This is a genomic window from Provencibacterium massiliense, assembly GCF_900169495.1.
Taxonomy (GTDB): Bacteria; Bacillota; Clostridia; order Oscillospirales; family Ruminococcaceae; genus Harryflintia; species Harryflintia acetispora.
Genome location: NZ_FWCH01000012.1, coordinates 1,291,358 through 1,314,904, shown reverse-complemented (window position 1 = coordinate 1,314,904; position 23,547 = coordinate 1,291,358). Strand labels below are relative to the sequence as shown.

22 protein-coding genes are annotated in these 23,547 nt (G+C 57.3%); 18 read left to right on the top strand and 4 right to left on the bottom strand.

Annotation, left to right across the window (positions count from 1 at the left end; genetic code table 11):
* Positions 1–118 precede the first annotated feature (118 nt).
* From B5477_RS11360 to B5477_RS11300, 12 genes are all read left to right on the top strand, one after another.
* Complete coding sequence (locus B5477_RS11360) at positions 119–1,255, top strand: FtsW/RodA/SpoVE family cell cycle protein (RefSeq protein ID WP_159449019.1); 1,137 nt, start codon at positions 119–121, stop codon at positions 1,253–1,255.
* Positions 1,256–1,270: 15 nt separating this feature from the next.
* Entirely contained in the window at positions 1,271–2,152 is an 882-nt protein-coding gene (locus B5477_RS11355; protein WP_143533593.1) for a Cof-type HAD-IIB family hydrolase, read from the top strand.
* A 191-nt stretch (positions 2,153–2,343) separates the two neighbouring features.
* On the top strand, positions 2,344–3,048 hold the full coding sequence (gene pyrH, locus B5477_RS11350) for a UMP kinase (RefSeq protein ID WP_079699791.1): 705 nt from the start codon (positions 2,344–2,346) through the stop codon (positions 3,046–3,048).
* Between the two features lie 55 nt (positions 3,049–3,103).
* A complete protein-coding gene (frr, locus tag B5477_RS11345) occupies positions 3,104–3,658 on the top strand; it encodes a ribosome recycling factor (protein ID WP_079699790.1) in 555 nt (184 codons plus the stop codon).
* A gap of 101 nt (positions 3,659–3,759) precedes the next feature.
* Entirely contained in the window at positions 3,760–4,494 is a 735-nt protein-coding gene (locus B5477_RS11340) for an isoprenyl transferase (RefSeq protein ID WP_079699789.1), read from the top strand.
* Between the two features lie 165 nt (positions 4,495–4,659).
* Positions 4,660–5,505 (top strand): phosphatidate cytidylyltransferase, encoded by an 846-nt coding sequence (locus tag B5477_RS11335; RefSeq protein ID WP_159449018.1) that lies wholly within the window; start codon positions 4,660–4,662, stop codon positions 5,503–5,505.
* A 14-nt stretch (positions 5,506–5,519) separates the two neighbouring features.
* Positions 5,520–6,677 (top strand): 1-deoxy-D-xylulose-5-phosphate reductoisomerase, encoded by a 1,158-nt coding sequence (locus B5477_RS11330; RefSeq protein WP_079699787.1) that lies wholly within the window; start codon positions 5,520–5,522, stop codon positions 6,675–6,677.
* 25 nt (positions 6,678–6,702) lie between these two features.
* A complete protein-coding gene (locus B5477_RS11325; protein WP_181966742.1) occupies positions 6,703–7,728 on the top strand; it encodes a M50 family metallopeptidase in 1,026 nt (341 codons plus the stop codon).
* Between the two features lie 15 nt (positions 7,729–7,743).
* Positions 7,744–8,793, top strand: a complete 1,050-nt coding sequence (gene ispG, locus B5477_RS11320) for a flavodoxin-dependent (E)-4-hydroxy-3-methylbut-2-enyl-diphosphate synthase (protein WP_117508121.1) — start codon at positions 7,744–7,746, stop codon at positions 8,791–8,793.
* A gap of 31 nt (positions 8,794–8,824) precedes the next feature.
* Positions 8,825–13,129, top strand: coding sequence for a PolC-type DNA polymerase III (locus B5477_RS11315; RefSeq protein WP_079699784.1), 4,305 nt, complete (start codon positions 8,825–8,827; stop codon positions 13,127–13,129).
* 23 nt (positions 13,130–13,152) lie between these two features.
* Positions 13,153–13,437 carry a hypothetical protein gene (locus B5477_RS11310; protein WP_079699783.1) on the top strand — a complete coding sequence of 95 codons (285 nt, stop codon included), beginning with the start codon at positions 13,153–13,155 and terminating at the stop codon, positions 13,435–13,437.
* Between the two features lie 239 nt (positions 13,438–13,676).
* A complete protein-coding gene (locus B5477_RS11300; RefSeq protein WP_032548332.1) occupies positions 13,677–14,102 on the top strand; it encodes a hypothetical protein in 426 nt (141 codons plus the stop codon).
* On the opposite strand, the gene B5477_RS11295 is transcribed toward B5477_RS11300, so the two are convergent.
* The 4 genes from B5477_RS11295 to mtnN form a co-directional block, all read right to left on the bottom strand.
* Entirely contained in the window at positions 14,051–14,917 is an 867-nt protein-coding gene (locus tag B5477_RS11295) for an aminoglycoside 6-adenylyltransferase AadE (protein WP_001255868.1), read from the bottom strand. The two genes, B5477_RS11300 and B5477_RS11295, sit on opposite strands and share 52 nt — an antisense overlap.
* Before the next feature lie 173 nt (positions 14,918–15,090).
* Positions 15,091–15,606 carry a hypothetical protein gene (locus tag B5477_RS11290; RefSeq protein WP_015573183.1) on the bottom strand — a complete coding sequence of 172 codons (516 nt, stop codon included), beginning with the start codon at positions 15,604–15,606 and terminating at the stop codon, positions 15,091–15,093.
* A gap of 36 nt (positions 15,607–15,642) precedes the next feature.
* The gene (locus B5477_RS11285) at positions 15,643–16,443 is read right to left on the bottom strand and encodes a helix-turn-helix domain-containing protein (protein WP_008395979.1); all 801 of its coding nucleotides are present in this window, start codon (positions 16,441–16,443) and stop codon (positions 15,643–15,645) included.
* 43 nt (positions 16,444–16,486) lie between these two features.
* On the bottom strand, positions 16,487–17,182 hold the full coding sequence (gene mtnN / locus B5477_RS11280) for a 5'-methylthioadenosine/S-adenosylhomocysteine nucleosidase (protein ID WP_008395978.1): 696 nt from the start codon (positions 17,180–17,182) through the stop codon (positions 16,487–16,489).
* Positions 17,183–17,663: 481 nt separating this feature from the next.
* On the opposite strand from mtnN, the gene B5477_RS11275 reads away from it, so the two are divergent.
* The 6 genes from B5477_RS11275 to B5477_RS11250 all read left to right on the top strand — a co-directional run bounded on the left by B5477_RS11275 (position 17,664) and on the right by B5477_RS11250 (position 23,466).
* Positions 17,664–18,077 carry a cysteine-rich VLP domain-containing protein gene (locus B5477_RS11275; RefSeq protein WP_044930679.1) on the top strand — a complete coding sequence of 138 codons (414 nt, stop codon included), beginning with the start codon at positions 17,664–17,666 and terminating at the stop codon, positions 18,075–18,077.
* 111 nt (positions 18,078–18,188) lie between these two features.
* Positions 18,189–18,584 (top strand): replication initiator protein A, encoded by a 396-nt coding sequence (locus B5477_RS11270; protein WP_008395976.1) that lies wholly within the window; start codon positions 18,189–18,191, stop codon positions 18,582–18,584.
* Positions 18,585–18,767: 183 nt separating this feature from the next.
* Entirely contained in the window at positions 18,768–19,712 is a 945-nt protein-coding gene (gene mobV / locus B5477_RS11265) for a MobV family relaxase (protein WP_008395975.1), read from the top strand.
* 72 nt (positions 19,713–19,784) lie between these two features.
* Complete coding sequence (locus tag B5477_RS11260; protein ID WP_002334813.1) at positions 19,785–19,979, top strand: hypothetical protein; 195 nt, start codon at positions 19,785–19,787, stop codon at positions 19,977–19,979.
* A gap of 101 nt (positions 19,980–20,080) precedes the next feature.
* A complete protein-coding gene (locus B5477_RS11255; protein ID WP_435413791.1) occupies positions 20,081–21,703 on the top strand; it encodes a recombinase family protein in 1,623 nt (540 codons plus the stop codon).
* Positions 21,704–22,158: 455 nt separating this feature from the next.
* Complete coding sequence (locus tag B5477_RS11250; RefSeq protein ID WP_079699782.1) at positions 22,159–23,466, top strand: hypothetical protein; 1,308 nt, start codon at positions 22,159–22,161, stop codon at positions 23,464–23,466.
* Positions 23,467–23,547: the final 81 nt, after the last annotated feature.

Below are 23,547 nucleotides of genomic sequence, written 5' to 3'. Positions count from 1 at the left end.
CGGTTGGACAGGCTATAATAGCCACAGAGCGGCTATTATTACATTTTTATGGCCCGCCTACGGCGATGGCCGATGATACACAGCGATGTCGATCCTATGTTTTCGGGAAAGGGGCCGAATGAAAAAGTTATTGCACTTCGCCGCGGACTATCTGCGGCATACCGATATTATCCTGATCGTCTTCTGCCTGGCGGCGTCGGGGATCAGCGTGGCGGCCCTGGCGGCGATGGCCCGTTCGGGCTATGTGGACACCTCGGGGCTGCCCTACAAGACCGCGCTGGTACAGCTGGCCGCCTCGGGGGCTGGGGTGTGCGTGGCCATGCTGCTCTCGAAGCTCGACTACCACACCATGGCAAAGCTTTGGAAAATCCACGCGCCGCTGTGCGTGGCGCTTGTTGTGCTGACCTTTTTCATCGGCATCACGGTGGGCGAGGCGGACGACAAGGCCTGGATTTCCTTGCCGTTGGGGCTGTCCTTCCAGCCCGCGGAGGTGCTCAAGATTTCCTTCGTCATCACCTTTGCGTTCCATCTGAGCGTGGTCAAGGAGGAGATAAATTCCCTGCGCAACGTCCTGCTGCTCGGCGCGCACGCCGCGCTGCCGGTGCTGCTGGTCCATCTGCAGGGGGACGACGGCACCGCGATGGTTTTCGCCTTTATCTTTTTATCCATGATCTTTGTCGCGGGGCTGAGCTGGCGCTACCTGCTCGGGGCGGCGGCGGCGCTCGCGGCGGCGGCGCCGCTGGTCTGGATCTATGTGATGAACGAGGACCAGCGCCAGCGGATCGAAATGATTGTGACCGGGAACCTCGACCCGTCGGGGATCGGCTACCAGCAGTGGCACGGCCTGCTCTCAATCGGCTCGGGGCAGCTGCTGGGCACCGGGCTTTTTGGCGGCGAGCACCGGTACGTGCCCGCTATGCGCAACGACTTCATCTTCGCCTTTTTGGGCGAGGCGATGGGCTTTGTCGGCTGCCTGATCGTCATCCTTCTGCTGCTGGGGATCTGCTCGCGCATCCTCTGGACCAGCCACCTGGCGCAGGACGACCTGGGGCGGTATATCTGCATCGGCATTTTTGCGATGATCGCCTTCCAGTCGATTCTCAACATCGGCATGTGCCTGAGCATGCTGCCGGTCATCGGGGTGACGCTGCCCTTCTTTTCGGCGGGCGGCACCTCGGCGGCGGCGCTCTATCTCGGGATCGGGGTGGTGCTCAGCGTCTACATGCACTCGCGCCGCCATCTGTTCATGGACTAGAAAGGGGAGCTGTTTTTGCCAATCAGGATGATCGCGGCGGACCTGGACGGGACGCTGCTTTGCGAACAAAATACCATCTCGCCCGCCACCCTGCGGGCCATCTCTGCGGCGGCGCGCCTGGGGGTGCGGATCGTACCGGCCACCGGGCGCATTTTCAGTGAGCTTTCGCAGGTTTTGTGCCAGCTGCCCGAGGCAGAGTATCTGGTGACCGCCAACGGCGCCGCCGTGATGACCCGGGAGCGGGAGGTCTTATGGGGGAACTGCATTTCTCCGCAGCTGCTCGGGCGGGTCATGTCGGTTGTGAAAAACAGGCACACCTTTGCCGAGGTGACGATGGAGGACGGGCGCAGCTACAGCGAGCGCGAGGAGATGCAGCGCATGTCCGACTTCGGGGTGCGGGATGACTTTTTCGAGAGCATTTTCGCCTGCGTCGAGCCGGTGGACGGCCTGTCCGGCTTTTTGCGGCGCCTTAATCAGCCCGCGGCGAAGATATACCTCTCCTTCAGCAGCCAGGAGCAGCGCAGGCTGGCCTGGCGGGAGCTCGAGGCGCTCGGCGGGCTTTACGTCACCACCTCGATGGAAAACAACCTCGAGCTGGCGGCCGCCGGCTCGGGCAAGGCGCAGGGGCTGCGCGCCCTGTGCGGAATCTTAAAGATCGACCCGGGCGAGGTGCTGGCGCTGGGGGACAACCACAACGACGCCGGGATGCTGCGTCTGGCCGGGATCGGGGTGGCGATGGGCAACGCCACCAAAGAGGCGCTGCAGGCGGCTGACTATGTCACCGCGGCTTGTGATAAGGACGGGGCCGCCGGCGCGATCGAGCGCTTCGTATTAAACGCCTGTGCGGGAAAGGATGATCTTGTTGGTGTTGCCGACTTATCGCGGGAAGGTCTGTGATTTGGTCGCGGCCGTCAGCCTGGCCCTGTCAGGGGCGGCGGTGGCGGTCGTCGGGATGGTGATGGCGGCGCGCATTATGCGCCGCTAGGGGGAATTTTCGCCCGTTAGTCTTTACATACCGGGGACCATATTGTAAAATATAAGAAAACGGGACGCCCCCGGGCGCTCCGGAAAGGGTTGGTTATTTAAGGATGGCGCTGCTTTATCGGAGGGTACTGCTCAAGCTCAGCGGCGAGGCGCTCGCCGGCGAGAAAAAGATGGGGATCGACCACGAGATCGTGGTCAATATCTGCAAGAGCATCAAGAAGTGCGTCGACCTCGGGGCCGAGATCGCGATCGTGGTGGGCGGCGGAAACTTCTGGCGCGGCCGCCAGAGCGGCGACATGGACCGCACCCGCGCCGACCACATGGGGATGCTCGCCACCGTCATCAACGCCCTGGCGCTGGCCGATGGGCTGGAGGCCCAGGGGCTGGATGTGCGGGTGCAGACGGCCATCGCCATGCAGGCGATCGCCGAGCCGTATATCCGCGCGCGCGCCGTGCGCCACCTGGAGAAGGGGCGGGTGCTCGTCTTCGGCTGCGGCACCGGCAACCCGTTCTTCTCAACCGATACCACCTCCTCGCTGCGCGCGGCCGAGATTGAGGCGGACATCATCTTCAAGGCCACCATGGTGGACGGGGTCTACGACAAGGACCCGCACAAGTTCCCGGACGCCGTCAAGTACGACACCTTGACCTTCTCGGACGTGCTGGGCAGGCAGCTGGGCGTGATGGACATGACAGCCGCCTCGATGTGCCGGGACAACGGGATTCCGGTGCTGGTCTTCTCGCTGCAAAGCCCGGACAATATCGTGGACGCCATCGAGGGCAAGCAGATCGGCACGCTGATTCAGTAGGATTTACCGGGGCCACCCCCGGACTTTGGAACATAACGAAAGGGGAAAATCACCCATGAAGGAACAGGTAAAGCTCTTTGAAGGCAAAATGCAAAAGAGGGTCGATTCGCTCAATTCCGAGCTGTCCGCCATCCGGGCGGGGCGCGCCAACCCGGCGGTGCTCGACAAGGTGATGGTCGATTACTACGGCACCCCCACCCCGGTACAGCAGGTGGGCGCGGTCTCGGTGCAGGAGGGCAAGATCCTGGTCATCCAGCCCTGGGACAAGAGCCTGATCAAGGCGATTGAAAAGGCGATCCAGGTTTCAGACATCGGGATCAACCCGACCAACGACGGCAACGTCATCCGCCTCGCCTTCCCGCCGCTGACCGAGGAGCGCCGCCGCGAGATCGGCAAGCAGGCGCACAAATACGGCGAGGAGGCCAAGGTCTCGGTGCGCAACGTGCGCCGGGACGCCAACGACAAGCTCAAGGAGATGAAGAAGTCCTCCGAGATCACCGAGGACGAGCAGAAGCAGGGCGAGGAGCAGATTCAGAAGCTCACCGACAAGTACTGCAAGGAGATCGACAACCTGGTCGCCGCCAAGCAGAAGGAGATCATGGAGCTGTAAAAACAGCGGAAAGGATACGGGGTCCGGTGTGGGGCGTAGGGCATACGCCCCACAATCCATTGGTGGGCGCCGGGCCGCCATGGGAAGGATGAAAAAGGCTGATGGATTATAAACCGCTGCTCGAAAGGCTCAAGGGGATCGAGCTGCCAAGGCATGTGGGCATCATCATGGACGGGAACGGCCGCTGGGCGCAAAAGCGCATGCTGCCGCGCAGCGCGGGACACCGCGAGGGGGCGAACACCTTCGGGAAGATCGCCCGCTTCGCGCGGGAGTGCGGGATAAAGTATATCACCTTTTATGCCTTCTCGACCGAGAACTGGCGGCGTCCCGAGCAGGAGGTGCGCGAGCTGATGGAGCTGCTGCATAAATTCCTGCGCGACTCGTATAAATATAAGGATGAGAACATCCGCACCCTCTTTTTGGGGGACCTGAGCCCCTTAAGCGACGCGCTGAAAGCCGAGATCAAGCGGGTGGAGGAGGGCAGCGCGGACAATACCGGGCTCACGGTGAACATCGCACTCAACTATGGCTCGCGCGATGAGATCGTGCGCGCGGCGCGCGCGCTGGCAAGGGATGCGAAGGCGGGCGCGATTGATCCCGAGGCGGTCGATGAGCAGGCGCTTTCCGACCGGCTTTACACCGCCGGCATGCCGGACTGCGATTTGGTCATCCGCCCGAGCGGGGAGCAGCGCCTTTCCAACTTCCTGCTCTGGCAGTCCGCCTACGCCGAATTCGTCTTTATGGACATTCTCTGGCCGGATTTTGGCGAAGAGGACTTTACCAATGCGGTGCTGGAATACGCGCGGCGTTCCCGCCGCTTCGGGGGAATCGGCTGAGCGGCCGGGCCCCGGCGCTGAGACATTTCATTTCGATTTGAGAGGAACGAAAGTTTGAAAGAGGAATCTTTCAAACTTCAGGGTATTGCACCTTGGCGGTCTCTCAACCGCCGTTTCGGCAAAGCCGAAGCCGGCGCAATTCCTGAGAAAGGTATGGACATTCACATGAAACAGCGTATCATTACCTCCTTTGTCTGTCTGGTCATCCTGTTCGCGGTGCTGGCCTTTTTCGATACCTGGCTCTTCAACCTGGTGATCGCCGCCATCGCGGCGCTCGCCCTTTACGAGCTGCTCGGCGCGGTTCACTGCCGGGGGATTCTTTCGCTGAACCTGGTTTGCTGCCTGTACGGGGCCGCCATCCCCTTCATCCCGCACGGGATGACCTCGACCCTGCTGGCCCCCCTGACGGCGGTGTACATATTCCTGCTCTTTTTGATCCTGCTGCGTGAGCACCGCCGTGTCAGCGCGCAGCAGATCGGTTTTTGCTTCTTCGTCTCCCTCGCCGTCCCCTTCGCGATGAGCACCACCGTTTACCTGCGCCAGCGCGAGGGCTGGCCCGTCGCTTTGGGGCTGATCCTCGTGGCGCTTTCGGGCGCCTGGATGAGCGACACCGGGGCCTATTTTACCGGCCGTTTCCTCGGCCGGCACAAGCTGGCCCCCGAGATCAGCCCGAAAAAAACGGTGGAGGGCGCCATCGGCGGGGTTGTGGTCTGCGTGGTCTTTACCCTGCTGATCCTCTGGGGCTATGCCGCGATCTGCGGGCAGTTCTTCGGTGTGCGGCTGGCGGTGCACTACGGTACGCTGGCGCTGATTATGCCGCTGGTCTCGGTGAGCGGGATGCTCGGGGATTTGAGCGCTTCGGTCATCAAGCGGCAGGGCGGGCTCAAGGATTACGGCACCATCTTCCCCGGGCACGGCGGGATCATGGACCGCTTCGACAGCGCCCTGTTCACCATGCCGACCGTCTTTTTGCTCTCGCATTATCTGACCATCATCGGGCTGGCGGCGTGAGGAGGAAGGACAAAGTGGAAAACGAGCAAAAAACAATCAGCATCCTGGGCAGCACCGGCTCGATCGGAACCCAGGCGATCAAGGTGTGCGAGGCGCTGGGGTTTCGGGTGCGCGCGCTGGCGGCGAGAAGCAACGTGTCGTTGCTCGAGCAGCAGGCGCGCCGCCTTCGCCCCGCGCTTTTGTCCGTTTCAAACGAGGAGGCCTGGCGGGACCTTCGCGTCCGCCTGGCGGATACAAATGTCGAAATCCTTCTCGGGACCGAGGGGATGTGCGAAATCGCCGCCGGCGGGGAAAACGACCTCGTTTTAAACTCGGTGGTCGGGATGGTGGGCCTGCGCCCGACCCTCGCGGCGCTCGAGGCGGGCAAGGACGTGGCGCTGGCCAACAAGGAGACGCTGGTCGCCGCGGGCGGACTGGTGACGGAGACCGCGCGCCGGCACGGCGCCAGGCTCATCCCGGTGGACAGCGAGCATTCGGCGATATTTCAGTGCCTTTGTGGGAATGATAGTAAGGACGTGCGCCGCCTGCTGCTGACCGCCTCGGGCGGGCCGTTTTTCGGCAGGCGCTCTGAGGAGCTCGAACACGTCATGGTCGAGGATGCGCTGCGCCATCCCAATTGGCAGATGGGCGCAAAAATCACGGTGGACTGCGCGACGATGATGAACAAGGGCCTCGAATTCATCGAGGCGATGTGGCTCTTCGGCGTCGCCCCGGAGCAGATCGAAATCCTCGTGCACCGGGAGAGCGTCGTCCACTCGATGGTGGAATACCGCGATGGGGCGGTGATGGCCCAGCTCGGGGTGCCGGACATGGCCATCCCGATCCAGTACGCGCTCACCTTCCCGCGGCGGCTGTCCTGCGAGGTAGGTACCCTCGACCTCTTCGAGGTGGGGAAGCTCACCTTCCAGCGGCCGGACTATGGGACCTTTCGCTGCCTCGGCGCGGCGCTCGAAGCGGCAAAGCGCGGCGGGCTCTCCCCCTGCGTGGTCAACGCCGCCAACGAGGCGGCCGTGGCACTCTTTTTAGAGCGCAAAATCGGCTTTATGGAGATTGCGCGCGCGGTCTGCGGCGCGCTCGAGGAGGTACCCGCGGGGGACTATGAGTCCCTCGACGAGGTGCTCGAAGCCGCGCGGCGCGCGCAGGACTATGTCAATCAGAAAATTTCGCAGTAAGTAACGATAGAAAAGGGTGGATTTTTTGCAGCTTGTTTTTCAGATCGTCGTCGCCGTCATTACCTTCGGACTGATCATCTTCATCCACGAGCTCGGGCACTTCCTGGTGGCCAAGAGCGTGGGGATCACGGTGCATGAGTTCGCCCTCGGCATGGGACCGAAGCTCTGGTCCATGAAACGCGGGGAGACCACCTATGCGCTTCGCCTGGTTCCCATCGGCGGCTTTGTGCAGATGGAGGGAGAGGATGAGGAGAGCGACAAGGCGGGGGCCTTCGGCAGCAAGAAGATTTGGCAGCGGATTCTGGTGGTGGTCGCAGGCGCTTTGATGAACATCCTGCTGGGCTTCCTCATCATCCTGGGGCTGACCATCTCGGAGGATGCGCTTTCCTCCTCCACCATCGCGGTCTTCGACGAGGCGGCGACCAGTTCCTCGAGCCTGCAGGTGAACGACCGGATCCTCGCCATCAACGGCGCGAAGGTGCATATCGGCAACGACATCGTCTTCGAGCTGCTGCGCGACGACGACGGGGCGGTGGACTTCACCGTGCTGCGCGACGGGCAGCGCCTTGAGCTGCCGGGCGTGCAGTTCGAGACCCGTAAGGCCGAGGACGGCACCAACCTGATCTCGCTGGACTTCAAGGTCTACGCGCTGGAAAAAAGCGCGCGCAACGTCGCGCTCTACTCCTTCTACTGGACCGGCGGCACGGTGCGCCAGGTCTGGGTTTCGCTGTTCGATTTGATCACCGGGCGGTATGGCCTCAGCCAGCTCTCCGGACCGGTCGGGGTGACCACCGCCATCGGCCAGGCGGCCACCATGGGGGCGCAGTCGGTGCTGCTGCTCATCGCGCTGATCACCATCAACGTGGGGGTCTTCAACCTCCTGCCGGTCCCGGCGCTCGACGGCGGGCGGCTGGTCTTCTTGCTCATCGAGCTGATCTTCCGCCGGCCGGTGCCCCAGAAGTACGAGGCCTATATCCACGCGGCGGGGATGCTACTGCTCTTCGGGCTGATGATCGTGGTTACCTTCAACGATATAATACGGCTGTTTTAAAGGATGGGCGGGACGATGAAACGAGCGACAACGAAACGGGTGATGGTCGGCGGCGTCCCCATCGGGGGCGGCAGCGAGGTGACCATCCAGTCGATGTTAAACGTTCCCTGCGCGGACGTTAAGGGGAACGTGGAGCAGGCCAAAGCACTGCAGCGGGCGGGCTGCCAGATCATCCGCGCGGCGATCGAAAACAGGGAGGCCGTGCGGCTGATCGATGCGGTCAAGTCGGCGGTGGATATGCCCTTTGTGGCGGACATCCACTTTGATTACCGCCTCGCGCTGGAGGCGGTGGCGGCGGGCGCTGACAAGATCAGGATCAATCCCGGCAACATCGGGGACGAGGGGAGGGTACGCCAGGTGGTGTCCGCTTGCAAAGCGAAGGGGATTCCCATCCGCGTCGGGGTCAACTCCGGGTCGCTCGAGCGGCAGATCCTCGAGAAATACGGTTCCCCGACCGCTGAAGCGCTCGTCGAGAGCGCGCTCTATCACGTCGGGCTGATCGAGCGGTGCGACTATGACAATATCGTGGTCTCGATCAAGTCATCAAGCGTACATAAGATGATCGAAAGTTACCGGCTGATGGCCGAAAAAAGGGACTATCCGCTCCACCTCGGGGTGACCGAGGCGGGCACCGCCCGCATGGGGCTTTTAAAGTCGGCCGTCGGGATCGGTTCGCTGCTCCTGGACGGGATCGGGGACACCATCCGGGTGTCGCTGACCGCCGACCCGATCGAGGAGATCGCCGCGGCGAAGGACATCCTGCGCGTCTGCGGGCTGCGGCGCGGCGGGGTCAACCTCATTTCCTGCCCGACCTGCGGGCGCACCAGGGTGGCGCTCATCCCGCTGGCCCAGCAGGTGGAGAAGGCGCTGCAGGAGGTGGACAAGCCCATCACCGTGGCGGTGATGGGGTGCGCGGTCAACGGCCCGGGGGAGGCCAGGGAGGCGGATATCGGAGTGGCCTGCGGCGACGGGTGCGGGCTGATCTTTCGGAAGGGAGAAATCCTCGAAAAGGTACCGGAGGAGCAGATTCTGACGACGCTGCTCTCCTATATTGAGAAGCTGTAGAGTAAGATATAAAAGCAGATGGAGGTCAAAATTGGCACATCTCTTAGAAGTTTTGGGCCCCTGGGTGCAGGGCGCGCTGCCGCAGGAGCTGCTTTCTTGCCAGGTGACGGCGATCGAGGTGGACCGGGGCAAGCGCACGATCGAGATTGCGATTTACAGCGAAACGCTGATCAGCCCCGAGGCGATCGCACAGGCACAGTCTGCCGTCAAGGAGCGCCTGTCCCTTGGCGGCTGCATATTTGCGCCCTCCTACCCGGAGCGGCTTTTTTCGATCGAGCAGCTGCCCGCGCTCTGCGCCGATCTGCGCAGGCAGGGGCTGCCGATCAACGGCTTTTTAGACGGGGCGGGTTTTTCGCTGGAGGGGGACACCCTGTATATCGAGCTGCGCCGGGGCGGGGAGCAGCTGCTGCAAAGCGCCGGGTGCGACCGGGAACTGAAACGGGAAATCCGCCAGCGCTTCGGCAAGAGCGTAGAGATTGCCTTTTGCGGGGAGTGTGAGATCAACCCGGACAGCGAGCTTTACAAAAAGACGGTGACCGACTGCGTCGTGCCTCTCCAGGCGCCGAAGCGGCCTGCCGGCGGTGGAGGGGGCGGCGGCGCGGCCTCCCGGCCGCGCGGCGGCCTGCCGTTCGACTGCGGGGACCTGCCGTTTTTGCCGGACAGCGCCCGGGTGATCATGGGCAAGATGGTGCGCGCGCGCCCGACCCCGCTGCGGGATGTGATCGAGGAGGGGCGCTGCGCCGTCTGGGGCGACGTCTTCCTCATCGAGAAGCGGGAGACGCGCGACGGCAGCAAGGTGATCTACACCATCGACATCACCGACTATACCGGCTCGCACACGCTTAAGCTCATTATGGACAAGGGTAAAAATGGTCCGATCGAGGAGCTCCAGGAGGGGGACACCCTGCTGGTTTCGGGCGAGGTGAGCTTCGACAAATACGACAAGGAGCTCAACATCCGGCCCTATGATATCGTGCAGGTGGACAAGGTCAAAAAGCAGGACGCCGCCAAGAAGAAGCGGGTCGAGCTGCATCTACATACCAACATGTCCGCGATGGACGGCATGACCCCGGCCGCCAAGCTGGTGGCGCGCGCCCACGAATGGGGCCACCCGGCGGTGGCGATCACCGACCACGGGGTGGCGCAGGGCTTCCCCGATGCGATGAACGCCGCGGCGGGCTTTAAAGATGATTTCAAGGTCCTCTACGGGGTGGAGGCGTATTTTGTCAACGACATGGCCGGCGCGGTCGAGGGGGAGTTTAACGCCGCCTTCGCCGACGAGATCATCGTCTTCGACCTCGAAACCACCGGCCTTTCGGCCGGCAGCGAGCGGATCACCGAGATCGGCGCGGTCAAGCTGCGGGGGGGAGAGGTGGCCGAGCGGTTCTCCACCTTTGTCAATCCCGAGCGTCCGATTCCCGCCAAGATTACCGAGCTGACGAGCATCACCGACGAGATGGTACAGGACGCGCCGAAGGAGGAGGAGGCGCTGCGCGCCTTTTACGAGTTCTGCGGTGAAAGCAAAATCCTGGTGGCGCACAACGCCCCCTTCGACACCAGCTTCGTGCGCGCGGCGGCCGGGCGGCATAAGCTCCCATACCGCTTTACGGCGGTGGACACGGTGGCCATCTCCCGCATCCTTTTCCCCGAGATGAAAAACCACAAGCTGGACACGGTGGCGGAGAAACTTAAACTCGGCAGCTTCCACCATCACCGGGCGGTGGACGACGCCAATATCCTGGCCGAAATTTTCCTAAAGCTCTGCGGGATCATGTCCGAGCGCCACGGCATCGATGAAATCGGGCAGATCAACACCGCCCTCGGCGGCGGGGACCCCAAGAAGCTGTACCCCTATCACATGATCCTTCTGGCGCAAAACCAGATGGGGCTCAAAAACCTTTACACCCTTATCTCCAAGGCGCATATCGATTATTATTTCAAAAAGCCGCGCATCCCCAAAAGCGAGCTCGTCAAATACCGCGACGGGCTGCTCGTCGGCTCGGCCTGTGAGGCGGGAGAGCTTTTCAGGGCCATATTGGACGGGAAGAGCTGGGGGACGCTTTGCGACATCGCCAAGTTCTACGACTACCTGGAGATCCAACCGATCTGCAACAACGCCTTCCTGGTCCGGGAGGGCCGGGTGCCGGACGATGAGGGGCTGCGGGATCTCAACCGCACCATCGTGCGCCTGGGCGAGAAGCTAAAAATTCCGGTGGTCGCCACCTGCGACGTGCACTTCTTGGAGCCGCAGGACGCCATCTTCCGCGAGATTTTGATGGCGGGCCAGGGCTTCAAGGACGCGGGTGAGCAGCCACCCTTATATCTTCGCACCACCGACGAGATGCTCGAGGAGTTTTCCTACCTCGGGGAGGACAAGGCCTACGAGGTGGTGGTGGAGAACACCAACAGGATAGCGGACCGGATCGAGCGCCTGCGCCCGATCCCGATGGGCACCTATACCCCGACGATCGAGGGGGCCGAGGAGGAGCTGCAGAGGCTGTGCTGGACGAGGGCCAAGGAGGTCTATGGCGACCCGCTGCCGGACATCGTGAAGAACCGGCTGGACCGCGAGCTCGGCTCGATCATCAAGCATGGCTTTTCGGTGCTCTACATCATCGCGCAGAAGCTGGTCAAGGACAGCGAGGAGCACGGATACCTCGTCGGCTCGCGCGGATCGGTCGGCTCCTCCTTCGTCGCCATCATGGCGGGGATCTCCGAGGTCGACCCCCTGGCCCCGCACTATGTCTGCCCCGACTGCAAATATTCCGAGTTCATCACCGACGGCAGCGTCGGCTCGGGCTTTGACCTGCCTCCTAAAAACTGCCCCCACTGCGGGGCCGAGATGCGCCGGGACGGGCATGACATCCCGTTCGAGACCTTCCTCGGGTTCGACGGGGACAAGGCGCCGGATATCGACCTCAACTTTTCCGGCGAGTACCAGTCCAACGCCCACCGTTACACCGAGGAGCTGTTCGGCACCACCCATGTCTTCAAGGCCGGCACCATCAGCACGGTGGCCAAGAAGACCGCCTTCGGCTTCGTGATGAAGTATATGGAGGAGCGGGGGCTGGTGCTGCACAAAGCCGAGATCGAGCGCCTCTCCCAGGGTTGTACCGGGGTCAAGCGCACCACCGGCCAGCACCCGGGCGGCATGGTGGTCGTGCCGGGGGACTACGACGTCTATGACTTCTGCCCGGTGCAGCGCCCGGCGGACGACGCCGACTCGATCATCACCACCACCCACTTCGACTTCCATTCGCTGCACGACACCATCCTAAAGCTCGACATCCTCGGACACGATGTTCCGACCCTCTATAAGCACCTGGAGGACCTGACCGGGATCCCGGTGCTCACGGTGCCGATGAGCGATCGGCAGGTGTATTCCCTCTTCACCTCGCCCGAGGCACTGGGGGTGAGCGAGGAGGAGATCGACTGCAACACCGGCACTCTTTCGTTGCCCGAGATGGGCACCAACTTCGTGCGCGGCATGCTGATGGAATCGCAGCCAAAGACCTTTTCGGACCTCTTGCAGATTTCCGGCCTTTCGCACGGGACCGACGTGTGGCTGGGCAACGCGCAGGAGCTGATCAAAGGCGGCACCTGCACCATCAGCGAGGTGATCGGCACCCGCGACAACATCATGGTCTACCTGCTGCACCACGGCCTGGAGCCCAAGATGGCCTTCAAGATCATGGAGATCACCCGAAAGGGCAAGGCGACAAAGCTCCTGACCGAGGAGCACATTAATGCCATGAAGGAGCACGGGGTGCCGCAGTGGTACATCGACAGCTGCTTCAAGATCAAGTACATGTTCCCCAAGGCCCATGCCGCCGCCTACGTCATCGCGGCCATCCGGCTGGGGTGGTACAAGGTGCACGAGCCGCTCGCCTACTATGCCGCCTTTTTCACGGTGCGCGGCGGCGACTTCGACGCGGCGGCCGCCATCGCCGGGCAGGGCGAAGTCAAGCGCCGTATGCAGGCGCTCAAATCGCGCGGGAACGAGCGCAGCGTCAAGGAAGAGGACCAGTACCAAACGCTGCTGGTCATCAACGAGATGCTCGCGCGCGGGTTTTCCTTCCTGCCGGTGGACCTCTACCTCTCCCACGCGACCCGCTACCAGATCGAGGACGGGAAGATCCGGCTGCCCTTCACCTCCCTCAAGGGACTGGGCGAAGCGGCGGCCAGGCAGCTGCAGGAGGCCGGCGCGCAGGGGGATTACATCTCGATCGACGAGGTGAACACCCGCAGCGGGGTGTCCAAGGCGGTGATCGAGACGCTCAAGGAGGCGGGCGCCATGGCGGGCCTGCCCGAGAGCAGCCAGGTGACCTTCTTTTAAAGGATGAGAAAGGAGCTGGGCAGATGAAACGACTTTTGGCCCTCGCGCTCGGCCTGCTGCTGGCGTGTATCCCACTCGCCGGGTGCGGGGAGGAGAAAACAGGACAGAAGCTGGTGGACCAGTTCACCGAAAGCGTCTTCTATGACCCGGACGAAGGGGAGCTGCGCTTTACCGTGCCAAAGGACACGCCCGCCGACGGGGTCTGGACCATCCTTTGCAGCGGGCGGCTTCGGATGGGGGACGACTTCATGAGCTGGCACGGCTTTCAGGACGTGACCGACTGGGAGCCCGGGGGTTCACTTAGATAAAGATACCACACCAATCCCACGCTGACTTTTGCTCAACCAATACAGCCGGAGGGCTGGATAACAAGAAAAGGCGGTATGCGCCCCGTGGAGGGGTAGCATATCGCCTTTTCTTGTGGGGGTTTCCAAAGGGGGCAACGCCCCCATTTGGCACACGACTTTGCGAAGCAAAGTGTAGTGTGTTATACGCTCTGTCGGCGTTGTCGTGAAAATGCCGTTGCCGCCGGGGAGGGCAAGGGCATTTGAAGCGGCAAGATTTGAAGCGGCAAGAAAACAGGGCTGTGCTTGCGTGGCGTGGAGCCGCAAGCGCAGGTCTGGTTTCATCAGCAGACAGGGCGTATATGAAAGCCCCCGTCCCTCGTCCTACGCTCCGACTTGTGGACAAAGTGTCCCGAAGTTGTGGCCACACTCCCGGAAAAGTAGCAGGACAGCGGGCAACCGTCAAGGCTGAAATGAACGGGGTTACACCCGGCCTTGACCGCCGCCCGCCGCCCCGCTGGATGGGTGGACAAGGCGGCCAATCCCTCAAAGTGCTTGGCCGCGCTCTTTCTGATTTTGAGGTATTCAGTTTTTCAAAATTGAATAATCAAAATAAATTTTTTCGATTGAAAAAATTTTATTTGTTATCATCTTCAATGCCATATTTTTTCTTTTGCCGAATCACATAATTACTGATTTTTTCATCATATAGTGGATACTGGTAATCCAACTGGCATGCCACTTCTGACGAAACCTCCCGGAACAATGCCATACATTGTTCAAAGGATTCCCACATATGGGGATAGGAATCCATATTATAAGTAGACATAAGTCGTTCCCACAATTCCTCTGGGACATATTGCTTCATAAATTTATAGTTTTTTCCCAAACTGAAATGAAATCCCTGTTTGATACCAATCAGCCAGGAAATCATGCGAAGCAATTCTTTTCGTACTATATCATTCATATGGTCAATAGCAAAAAGAATTTCTTTGCGGCATAAGCCCTTTACTACATATGTTGTAGTATTCCAAAATTCATTACAGCAATCGTCAAACATTCTTTGAGTAGGCTTCTGCAAGTGGTAGTCTATATCCGTTGGTATTGGCGGCTTTACGATACGGTTGTCTTTATCCAACAGTAACTTTACCAGTTTATCCCATGTAAAATACTCGTCTATCAGTTCCAGCGGCAGCAAAGTTAAATCTATCTTAACATCATCAGTAAACAGCATTAAATATGAAAATCCCTTTTCTACAGCTGGAAATAATTCCATATCTTCCGGCTTTTGCAGAATCAACCTTTCACCAAATATATCTAGCCATTTATCATCACTTGTGAAGCTGTCCATATCCGTAACAAAAAAAGTAATATCAAAATCCTGAAAATCATCAGGCGGAATATTTGTATTTGTTCTAGATCCTTCCAAAGTAACCATGCGAATGCGTTTGTCTGTTTTTGCAAAATTCAAAACAATATCATAAACTTCCTTTTCTGATCTCATTTTTATCTCCTCCAATTATTGAAATAGGTGTGAAGCCATTTTAGGGCTTTCCCGCCTTGATTACCCTTTAGCAAAGACGGGCGGGACTGTCAACGGCGGCGCATGAAATGCGCCGTTCATCTTGACCGTTGACTGGCTCGGCTGGCTTTGCTATTTTCTCGATGAAAAACAATTTATTCGTATTTATTTCCATCATTGTCATAGTAAGCCACATGAATGGAATACTCTTTTTCTGGGTTTTTAATTGAGATAATATCCATATCATCTGTGTTGTATCTCAATGTATCTTGCACTTGTCCATTTATTGTATAAGTGATTTCAGCATACTCTGTTTTAGCACCATTAAACCAAATTAAATCATACCATTCTCCGTTTATTGCAACGCCACCGACAATAATCTCATCACTATTTCGGTTTGTTGATGTACTAAATTTGTAGTCTCCATTTCCTGTTGGTTCAAAGATAGCAAGTGTAGATTTATTATCTGTACTGTATGCTCCACTCACGATATAACCGCCAAGTTCCAGTTCTTTTGCGATAGTCCATTCATTCCCTTTTGAAATTGCGGTGTTCAATATGCTTTCTCTGCTGGTAATGGTATCTCCTTTGGGAGTTAAACTAAAGAAATATAAAAAAGCGGCAGCAACGCAAATAACAGTCGCTGAAATTATCAGTAACCACTTTTTCATAACCAATACCTCCATATAATCTGATTTATTATTCTCTTACTTGCGTCCCCGCTGCGGCTTTGGATTTTTCAGCAAATCCGATTTCTGTGCAATCTTTTTCAACCACTTCTTTTCTTCCTCTGACAGTTTCCCATAGTTCAGCTTGAGCCGCTTACAGATAAATGCCATAGCCGCCTGCTCCGGGTCGCTGTCCTCTCTGGTGGTTTCCTCTGCGGTCTGCAAAAAATCTTCCAGAGGATTGTCCTCCGGGACGCTGAAAAAATCGTCCTTGTGGGCTTCCCGCAGGTCGAAGGCTATCTTGTTTATGTCCTGCTGTATCACATAGCGGCAAAAGCTGTCATCGTCAATATGGGCGGCGATAAGCTGTCGCAGCTGTGGGTCAGTCAAGCCGGGATTGTGTTGTTTCATAATCGTTGCACTCACAGCGTCCACAATGGCGTTTGCGCTCTGCACCTGCTTTCCCGCTACGCCGTTCACATAGATTTCAAGGTCGGCCATGAGCCGGGGAAAATCCGGGTGGGTCGCCAGTTCACACAAGAGGGAATTGTCCACCCGCCCGCTTTTCAATAGTTCAATCATATCGTCGCTCAAACGCAGGTCTGCAAGATCGGCGTTTGGGTGATTTTTTGTTTGGGAACGGCCCAGCAGATAATCAACAGTCACTTCGTAAAACTTTGCTAACTCAATAAGGGCATAGTGGCTGATGTCCTTATACTCGTCCGCTTCATAGCTGCCAAGCGCAGATTTGGAGAGGTGCGTCTGTTCCGCAAGCTGTTCCAGCGTCAAGCCACGCTCCACACGCAGGTCTTTTAGTCGTTCTTGAATAGTTAGGGCCATACTCTCCCCCCCTCTGTCCTCTGTTCTAAAATATCATCCAATCTTACCACGACTTTTTGATTTCTCTTAATAAAGCAACCGTAATATCTTTGGCAATACTTGATGCTTTTGCACAGTTTCCGTCAAAATTATCAACTCCGCTGTGTTTTTCAGTATCGGTCACACACCGAATGGCGATAAACGGTATGTCATTTGCATAGCAGACATGAGCGATACTGGCAGTTTCCATGTCAACCGTCAAGGGAGCAAATTCATCGTTTATTTTTTGCCGGCTCTCATCGGTTATAAACGATTCTCCCGTTACCATACGGCCCCAAACTACCTTTCCAGAAGTTGAAAGCTTGTCAACAGCAGACTTTGACATATCTATCAGCTTTGGGTCTGCCACAAAAAACACAGAATTCATCCACGGATGAAATTCCGTTAAAATGTCTGGCGCTACATCGTGGTAACAAACTTCTGTGGAGATAACTGTATCGAATATTTCAAGTTCTGGCTCCATACCGCCCGCTGTCCCTGAATTGATAATTATATCCACGCAAAATACATCTATCAAAAGCTGAGCGGCTATGGCGGCATTTACTTTGCACACGCCGGAAAACAGGGCGACAACTTCTACACTATCAATCTGTCCAGCATGGAATTTCAGCATAGCTTTTTCCGTTATCTTACAGTTGCTTATCAAGGGCAAAAATGGGGCGAGTTCTTCGTCACCCGCACATAAAATTCCGATTTTCATAGATTATTGTCCTCCTATGGCTTGAAAGCCAATTTTTATGTTTATTTTACCATAATTCCGAGAGCACGGAAATAGCCTGTTTTTTAAGCCGATTTCCTACCTTTCGGATATACGGGACGGGCGGTCATTTAGGTGTAGACTTAGGGTAGTTCATCGATGGACAGCACCTTGAAAACAGAATGACCGTCCAAAAAGGAATACCCCGGCTGGGGAAGCACTGCAAGGAGCCAGCTTCTGGACACTTTGTCCAGAGGTCACTTCGGGACAAGTTGTCCCGAAGTTGCGGGGAGCGTGCCTCGTCGCCGCAAGCTGCGTATCATTCGCTTCCGCCAGAGGGCGAAAGCTCACTCGCTCCGCTGCGGCTCCTCTCCCCACAAAGTCTGACGACTTTGCGGGGGCCCCTGTTGGGAACACGCCGCAGGCATGGGGCAAGAAACCTTTTCGGGGAGAACGGCAACGGAAAGCAAAATGGAGGGAACGCATGAGAGATAACCCCTATAAAGACTTGCCGCCGCTGGAACGCAGGCCGGACGGTTCCCTTTACCGCATGACACCGGCGCAAAGGAAACAGGCGGCCAGCCTGATACGCCAGGAGTGCTGTTGCTGTGAGGACGGCAACTGCATTGTCCTTGATGATGGGGACACCTGCACCTGCCCGCAGACAGTTTCTTTCTCGGTCTGCTGTAAGTGGTTCCGCTGGGCGGTCTTGCCGCTGGACGGGACGCTGGAAGCGGAGATTTTCCGGGATAAGGACTTGAAACGCTGTGTGGTCTGCGGCGGTGTGTTCGTCCCCAAATCCAACCGGGCAAAATACTGCCCCGGCTGTGCCGCCAGAGTTCACAGGCGGCAGAAAACAGAAAGTGAACGGAAAAGGAGGTCTGCTGTGGACAGTTAGGAGCGAAAAAAGCCTTGATTTATTAGGCTCCGCAAGCCCCAAACCGGGGCAGGTGGTATAAAGTATCGCCCGCCCCGGAAAACGGGCTTCTAACCGTCCACAAAACACGATATGACAAACACGATTTACATTCATCAGCCGGAAAAGGCGTTCAGCTTCACCCGGCTCCCGAATTTTCTCTTTGAAGCCCCCACATTCAAGCCCCTGTCTAACGAGGCAAAGGTTCTGTACACCTTTATCCTGCGCCGGACAGAGTTATCCCGCAAGAATGGGTGGGCGGATGACTGCGGACGGATTTTCCTGTATTACCCTATCTGCGAAGTGGTTGACCTGCTCCACTGTGGGCGGCAGAAAGCGGTGAACACCCTGCGGGAACTGCAATACGCCGGACTGGTGGAGATCCAGAAGCAGGGCTGTGGAAAACCCAACCGCATTTTTCCAAAATCCTATGAAGCGGTTCCAAACACCGACTTCAAGAAATCCCGTTCTGGTACGCCGGAGGACTGAAAACCGTACCCTTGAAGTACGGAAACCGCCCCCCTAAAGTACGAAAACCGGACGGTATATAGAAATACAAAGATTAAAATGATTTATTTATATCCATTCCATTCCTATCGTATCAGAGATAATTCTGGCAGGATTTTCCCTGTGGAAAACCCAGGATAGGAAAGGAATGGGGAAAGGAGCAGAATGGCACAACACGCAATTTTGCGGTTTGAGAAGCACAAGGGCAACCCGGCAAGGCCGCTGGAAGCCCATCACGAAAGGCAGAAAGAACAATACGCCAGTAACCCCGACATTGACACAAGCCGGAGCAAATACAATTTCCATATCGTCAAGCCGGAGGGACGCTATTACCACTTCATTCAGAGCCGTATCGAGCAGGCCGGATGCCGAACCCGCAAGGACAGCACACGGTTTGTCGATACGCTGATAACCGCCAGCCCGGAGTTTTTCAAGGGGAAATCTCCAAAGGAGATACAGGCGTTCTTCCAAAGGGCGGCAGATTTCCTCATTGGCCGGGTAGGACGGGAAAATATCGTGTCGGCGGTGGTACACATGGACGAGAAAACGCCCCACCTGCATTTGACCTTTGTTCCGCTGACAAAGGACAACCGCCTGTGTGCAAAGGAGATTATCGGCAACCGGGCAAACCTGACGAAGTGGCAGGACGATTTTCACGCCTATATGGTGGTGAAATATCCCGACTTGGAGCGTGGGGAGAGTGCCAGCAAGACAGGCCGGAAGCATATCCCCACCCGGCTTTTCAAACAGGCGGTTTCCCTCTCCAAACAGGCCAGAGCCATTGAAGCCGCCCTTGACGGCATTAACCCGCTGAACGCCGGAAAGAAAAAAGAGGAAGCCCTCTTCATGCTGAAAAAGTGGTTCCCGCAGATGGAGAACTTCTCCGGGCAGTTGAAAAAGTACAAGGTCACAATCAATGACCTGCTGGAAGAAAACAAAAAGCTGGAAGCAAGGGCAAAGGCCAGTGAGCAAGGCAAGATGAAAGACCGCATGGAACGGGCAACGCTGGAAAGCGAATTACACAATCTCCGCAATTTCGTTGACCGTATCCCGCCGGAAGTGCTGGCGCAGGTGAAACGGCAACAGCGGCACACAGTAAAGGAAAGGTGATAGATATAAGCAGAAATTTTCGCCGCCCCTGTGCGGCATTGTACCTTGAAAACTGAATATGGAGGACACTGGATGGCAAAAAGCGAAAGCGATATTTTTACGCCCCGGACAGGGCAGGTCATACAAGCAGAGAACGGCACGCAGTATTTTGTATGTGGGAACAACCGTATAAAAATCTCCGAACACTTCGCCGCAGGCGGGAAGCCCCTCGGTGATCTGATTGTAGATGTGGTGCGGCATACCGCAGAAAAAGCCGCTTCAACCTGATAGCCCATCATTGATAACACGCCCACGCTTATGATATAATTGCCATAGAGCAAAAGTATTGTAAGCGTGGGTTGTTTCTTTAAGAAGGAGGATTTTTAACGGTGAAACAACCTTACAATACTACGATTTACAACACGGCGCTTTATATGAGATTGAGCCGGGACGATGAAAACTATGGTGACAGCGTAAGCATTGAAACACAGCGGACAATCCTGCAACAGTACGCAAAGGAACAGGGACTTCATGTAGTCGGTGAGTATGTGGACGATGGCTGGTCGGGGACGAACTTTGAACGCCCGGATTTTCAGCGCATGATGGACGATGTGGAAGCCGGAAAAGTAAACTGCATTGTCACGAAAGACCTTTCCCGTTTCGGGCGGGAACATGTGATGATGGACTACTATCTGGAATTTCTGTTCCCGGAAAAACGGGTGCGCTACATCGCCGTTGCGGAGAATGAGGACACAGAGAAAGGGCTTTCCGATTTTGTCCCGTTCAAAAACCTGTTCAATGAATGGTTTGCGAAAGATACAAGCCGCAAGGTAAAGGCCGCTTTCAAAGCAAAGTTTGCCACAGGACAGCGTATCGGCGCTTATGCTCCCATCGGGTACAGGAAACACCCGGAAATCAAAAACAAGCTGATAATCGACGAGGAAACCCGCTGGATAGTGGAGAAGATTTTTGACCTCGCCATTCATGGCAGAGGGGCGGCCAGTATCACAAGAATACTGATTGCGGAAAAGGTTCCCACGCCGGGATTTATCAACTTCCAGCGTGACGGGACTTTCGCAAACATCTATGCGGGTGCGCCAGAGGAAAAAAGCTACGCATGGACGATAGCGCAGGTCAAGAGCATTATGAAAGACGAAACCTATATCGGCCATACCATCCACTACCGGGAAACAAACATTTCCTTTAAGAACAAGCGGAGGATACGCAAGCCCCAAAGTGAATGGGTGCGGGTGGAGAACACGCAGGAGCCGATTATCAGCGAACAGGTTTTCCGGCAGGTACAGGAGCAGATAGCAAACCGCCGCAGAAAATGCAAGGACGGTACAACACAGATTTTTTCCGGATTGGTAAAATGTTCGGATTGCGGCTGGTCGTTGTCCTATGGGGAGAACAGGCAGAACAGCAAGCCTTACGGCCATTATCATTGTAGCAAGTACGGACAGGGCACACGCCAATGCTCCATGCATTATATCCGCTATGATGTGCTTTACGCCTATGTCCTCTCCCGTCTGCAATACTGGTCGGGGCTGGTACAGCATGATGAAGAACGGCTTTTGAAGCGGCTGTTAAATGCCAATGACAAGGGACAGGCCGCCGCAAGAAAGAAGCAAGCCGCAGAGTTGAACAAAGCGGAGAAGCGGAAAGCCGAAGTCGATACCCTGTTTGCCCGGATGTATGAGGACTGGGCGGCGGGGCGTATCACAGAATACAACTTCTCTATGCTGTCCGGGAAGTACCAGAGCGAACAGGCTGAACTGGACACAAAGATTGAACAGCTTCAATCCGCTATCGCCACTGAAAGCCAGAACGCCGCAGACGCAGAAAAATGGATTGCCTTGATGAAAGAGTGCGTCAATCCAACAGAACTGACCGCCGAACTTTTGAATACGCTGATTGAAAAAATCGTTGTCCATGAAGCGGTCAAAGGTGAGGACGGAAGCCGGGAACAGGAGGTAGAAATCTTCTACCGCTTTATCGGCAAAATTGATTAAATGACACCAATATTTTTAACTATGTGATACCGGCAAAACCTATACGGAAGCGCTCGCCCCCGATGCGGTGGACTCCCTGACGATTGATGCCACGCTCACGACTTCGGAGAGCGGGCAGTACGGCGTCACGATCGAGCTGCTGAGCGACGGGTCGATGATGGCCGTGAACAGGGTAGAGCAGTAACCTTAAAAAACAGATAGCGGCCCCCGCTCTTGACAGAAGAGCGGGGGCCGCTTGGTATTTAAATGACCGTTAGATAGGTTATCCTGTTGGCCGCCGCCGGGCAATTTTGGAACGGTGTTCATCCTTCATGCCGACGCAGCCTCTATATACCCCAATTATATCCTGATTTTCCGGGCTTTGCAAGGGAAACGGGCGGATTTCCCTTCTATCCCTGCCTCCTGGCGACCGGAAGATAACCTATCTAACGGTCAATTGTAGGAAGGGGATCAGGATGAAAAAGGGGCTTCTCTGCATATGGTTTCTGGTGCTGCTGGCACTCCCGGCGGCCGCCGCCGGGCAGGTGAGCGTGCAGGTCGAGGGCGGCTATACGAGCGAATACGGGGTGGACATTCCCTTTACCCGCTCACCGAGGGCGCAGGATTACATCTTCGCCCTTTACGGGGGCGGCACCGCCACGGGCGTACCCGAGGTGCAGGCGCGGGTACGGATCATGGAGGACGGGGAGGTCAGCGTCCACCTGCCGCTGCGCTATGATTTTGCAGAGCCGGGCACCTGGACCCTGGCGGTGACGGCGCAGGTCCAGTCCGGGCGCGGCGGCCTGGACCGGGCGCGCACGGTGGAGCATACCTTCGAGCTCCCGCCCACCTGCGGCTGCGCGGCGGGGACAAAAGGAGCCTTCTATGCCGGAGAGGGTACGGCGGCTTCCCCCTTCCTGGTCGCTTCCCCGCAGCAGCTGCAGCACATAAACGACAGCCGCCATCTGGAGAGCGGTCAGTATTTTTTACAGGTTTCCGACCTTGACTGCTCCGTCTATGACAACTGGATTGCGGTCGGGTCTGACCAGCCGTTTCGCGGCGTTTACGACGGCGGGGGACGGCGGATCAAAAACCTCACAATGACCGGGTCCGCAAAATATTGCGGGGTGTTCGGCCAGCTCGGCGGGGCAACGATCCAAAACCTCGGGGTCGACGCATCCTGCAGCTTCAATCTGGAGCAGGGTTTAATCGGCGGCGGAATCGTGGCTCAATCGAGCAGAGGCGATAACCAAATCAGACAATGCTTTAGTGAAGCGGATATCCGTATACTTGATACGCAGGGGAACACTGTGCGGCTGGGAGGAATCCTTGGCAACAGCGAGGGGGGCGAGCTGACCTTGCAGAACTGCTACAGCAGCGCGACCCTCACCGTCGGAGATGTCCAGCACATCCATCTGGGCGGGATCCTGGGCTACCGCAGCGGCAACGATGCGGCTTTAACCGGAAATTATTTTGACGGTATCCTGCGCCCGGGCAGCGCGACCTGCTTCGCCCAAGGTGGGATTCTGGGCTATCTCATCTCCTCGGGAGCCTCGAAGTTCGCTGCAAACTATTGGAGCAGCGCCTCGGGCGCCGCCCACGGTGTGGGGACCGACGTCTACGGCAACGTGGGGGTCAATACCGGCTGTCCGCCGCTGAGCGCGCAGCAGATGGGCACCCAGGCGGGCTATGCGGGTTTTGATTTTGAGCGTATTTGGCGCTGGGATGGCACGAAGGGCCGCCCGGTTCTGCGGGTGTTTGACCAAGAAGAGACGGTGGGATAGAAAGTTCTGTGTAGATAATAAAACGCGGACGGTTAATCCTCGCCCGTTTCCTCCCGTAGGTGAAAGCAAAAACAAACGATA

What these genes read in the sequence shown, in the direction of transcription:
- B5477_RS11360 (WP_159449019.1), top strand. Translation starts at nt 119, where the DNA reads ATGAAAAAGTTATTGCACTTCGCCGCGGACTATCTGCGGCATACCGAT.
- pyrH (WP_079699791.1), top strand. Translation starts at nt 2,344, where the DNA reads ATGGCGCTGCTTTATCGGAGGGTACTGCTCAAGCTCAGCGGCGAGGCG.
- frr (WP_079699790.1), top strand. Translation starts at nt 3,104, where the DNA reads ATGAAGGAACAGGTAAAGCTCTTTGAAGGCAAAATGCAAAAGAGGGTC.
- B5477_RS11340 (WP_079699789.1), top strand. Translation starts at nt 3,760, where the DNA reads ATGGATTATAAACCGCTGCTCGAAAGGCTCAAGGGGATCGAGCTGCCA.
- B5477_RS11335 (WP_159449018.1), top strand. Translation starts at nt 4,660, where the DNA reads ATGAAACAGCGTATCATTACCTCCTTTGTCTGTCTGGTCATCCTGTTC.
- ispG (WP_117508121.1), top strand. Translation starts at nt 7,744, where the DNA reads ATGAAACGAGCGACAACGAAACGGGTGATGGTCGGCGGCGTCCCCATC.
- B5477_RS11310 (WP_079699783.1), top strand. Translation starts at nt 13,153, where the DNA reads ATGAAACGACTTTTGGCCCTCGCGCTCGGCCTGCTGCTGGCGTGTATC.
- B5477_RS11295 (WP_001255868.1), bottom strand. Translation starts at nt 14,917, where the DNA reads ATGAGATCAGAAAAGGAAGTTTATGATATTGTTTTGAATTTTGCAAAA.
- B5477_RS11290 (WP_015573183.1), bottom strand. Translation starts at nt 15,606, where the DNA reads ATGAAAAAGTGGTTACTGATAATTTCAGCGACTGTTATTTGCGTTGCT.
- B5477_RS11285 (WP_008395979.1), bottom strand. Translation starts at nt 16,443, where the DNA reads ATGGCCCTAACTATTCAAGAACGACTAAAAGACCTGCGTGTGGAGCGT.
- mtnN (WP_008395978.1), bottom strand. Translation starts at nt 17,182, where the DNA reads ATGAAAATCGGAATTTTATGTGCGGGTGACGAAGAACTCGCCCCATTT.
- B5477_RS11275 (WP_044930679.1), top strand. Translation starts at nt 17,664, where the DNA reads ATGAGAGATAACCCCTATAAAGACTTGCCGCCGCTGGAACGCAGGCCG.
- B5477_RS11270 (WP_008395976.1), top strand. Translation starts at nt 18,189, where the DNA reads ATGACAAACACGATTTACATTCATCAGCCGGAAAAGGCGTTCAGCTTC.
- mobV (WP_008395975.1), top strand. Translation starts at nt 18,768, where the DNA reads ATGGCACAACACGCAATTTTGCGGTTTGAGAAGCACAAGGGCAACCCG.
- B5477_RS11260 (WP_002334813.1), top strand. Translation starts at nt 19,785, where the DNA reads ATGGCAAAAAGCGAAAGCGATATTTTTACGCCCCGGACAGGGCAGGTC.
- B5477_RS11250 (WP_079699782.1), top strand. Translation starts at nt 22,159, where the DNA reads ATGAAAAAGGGGCTTCTCTGCATATGGTTTCTGGTGCTGCTGGCACTC.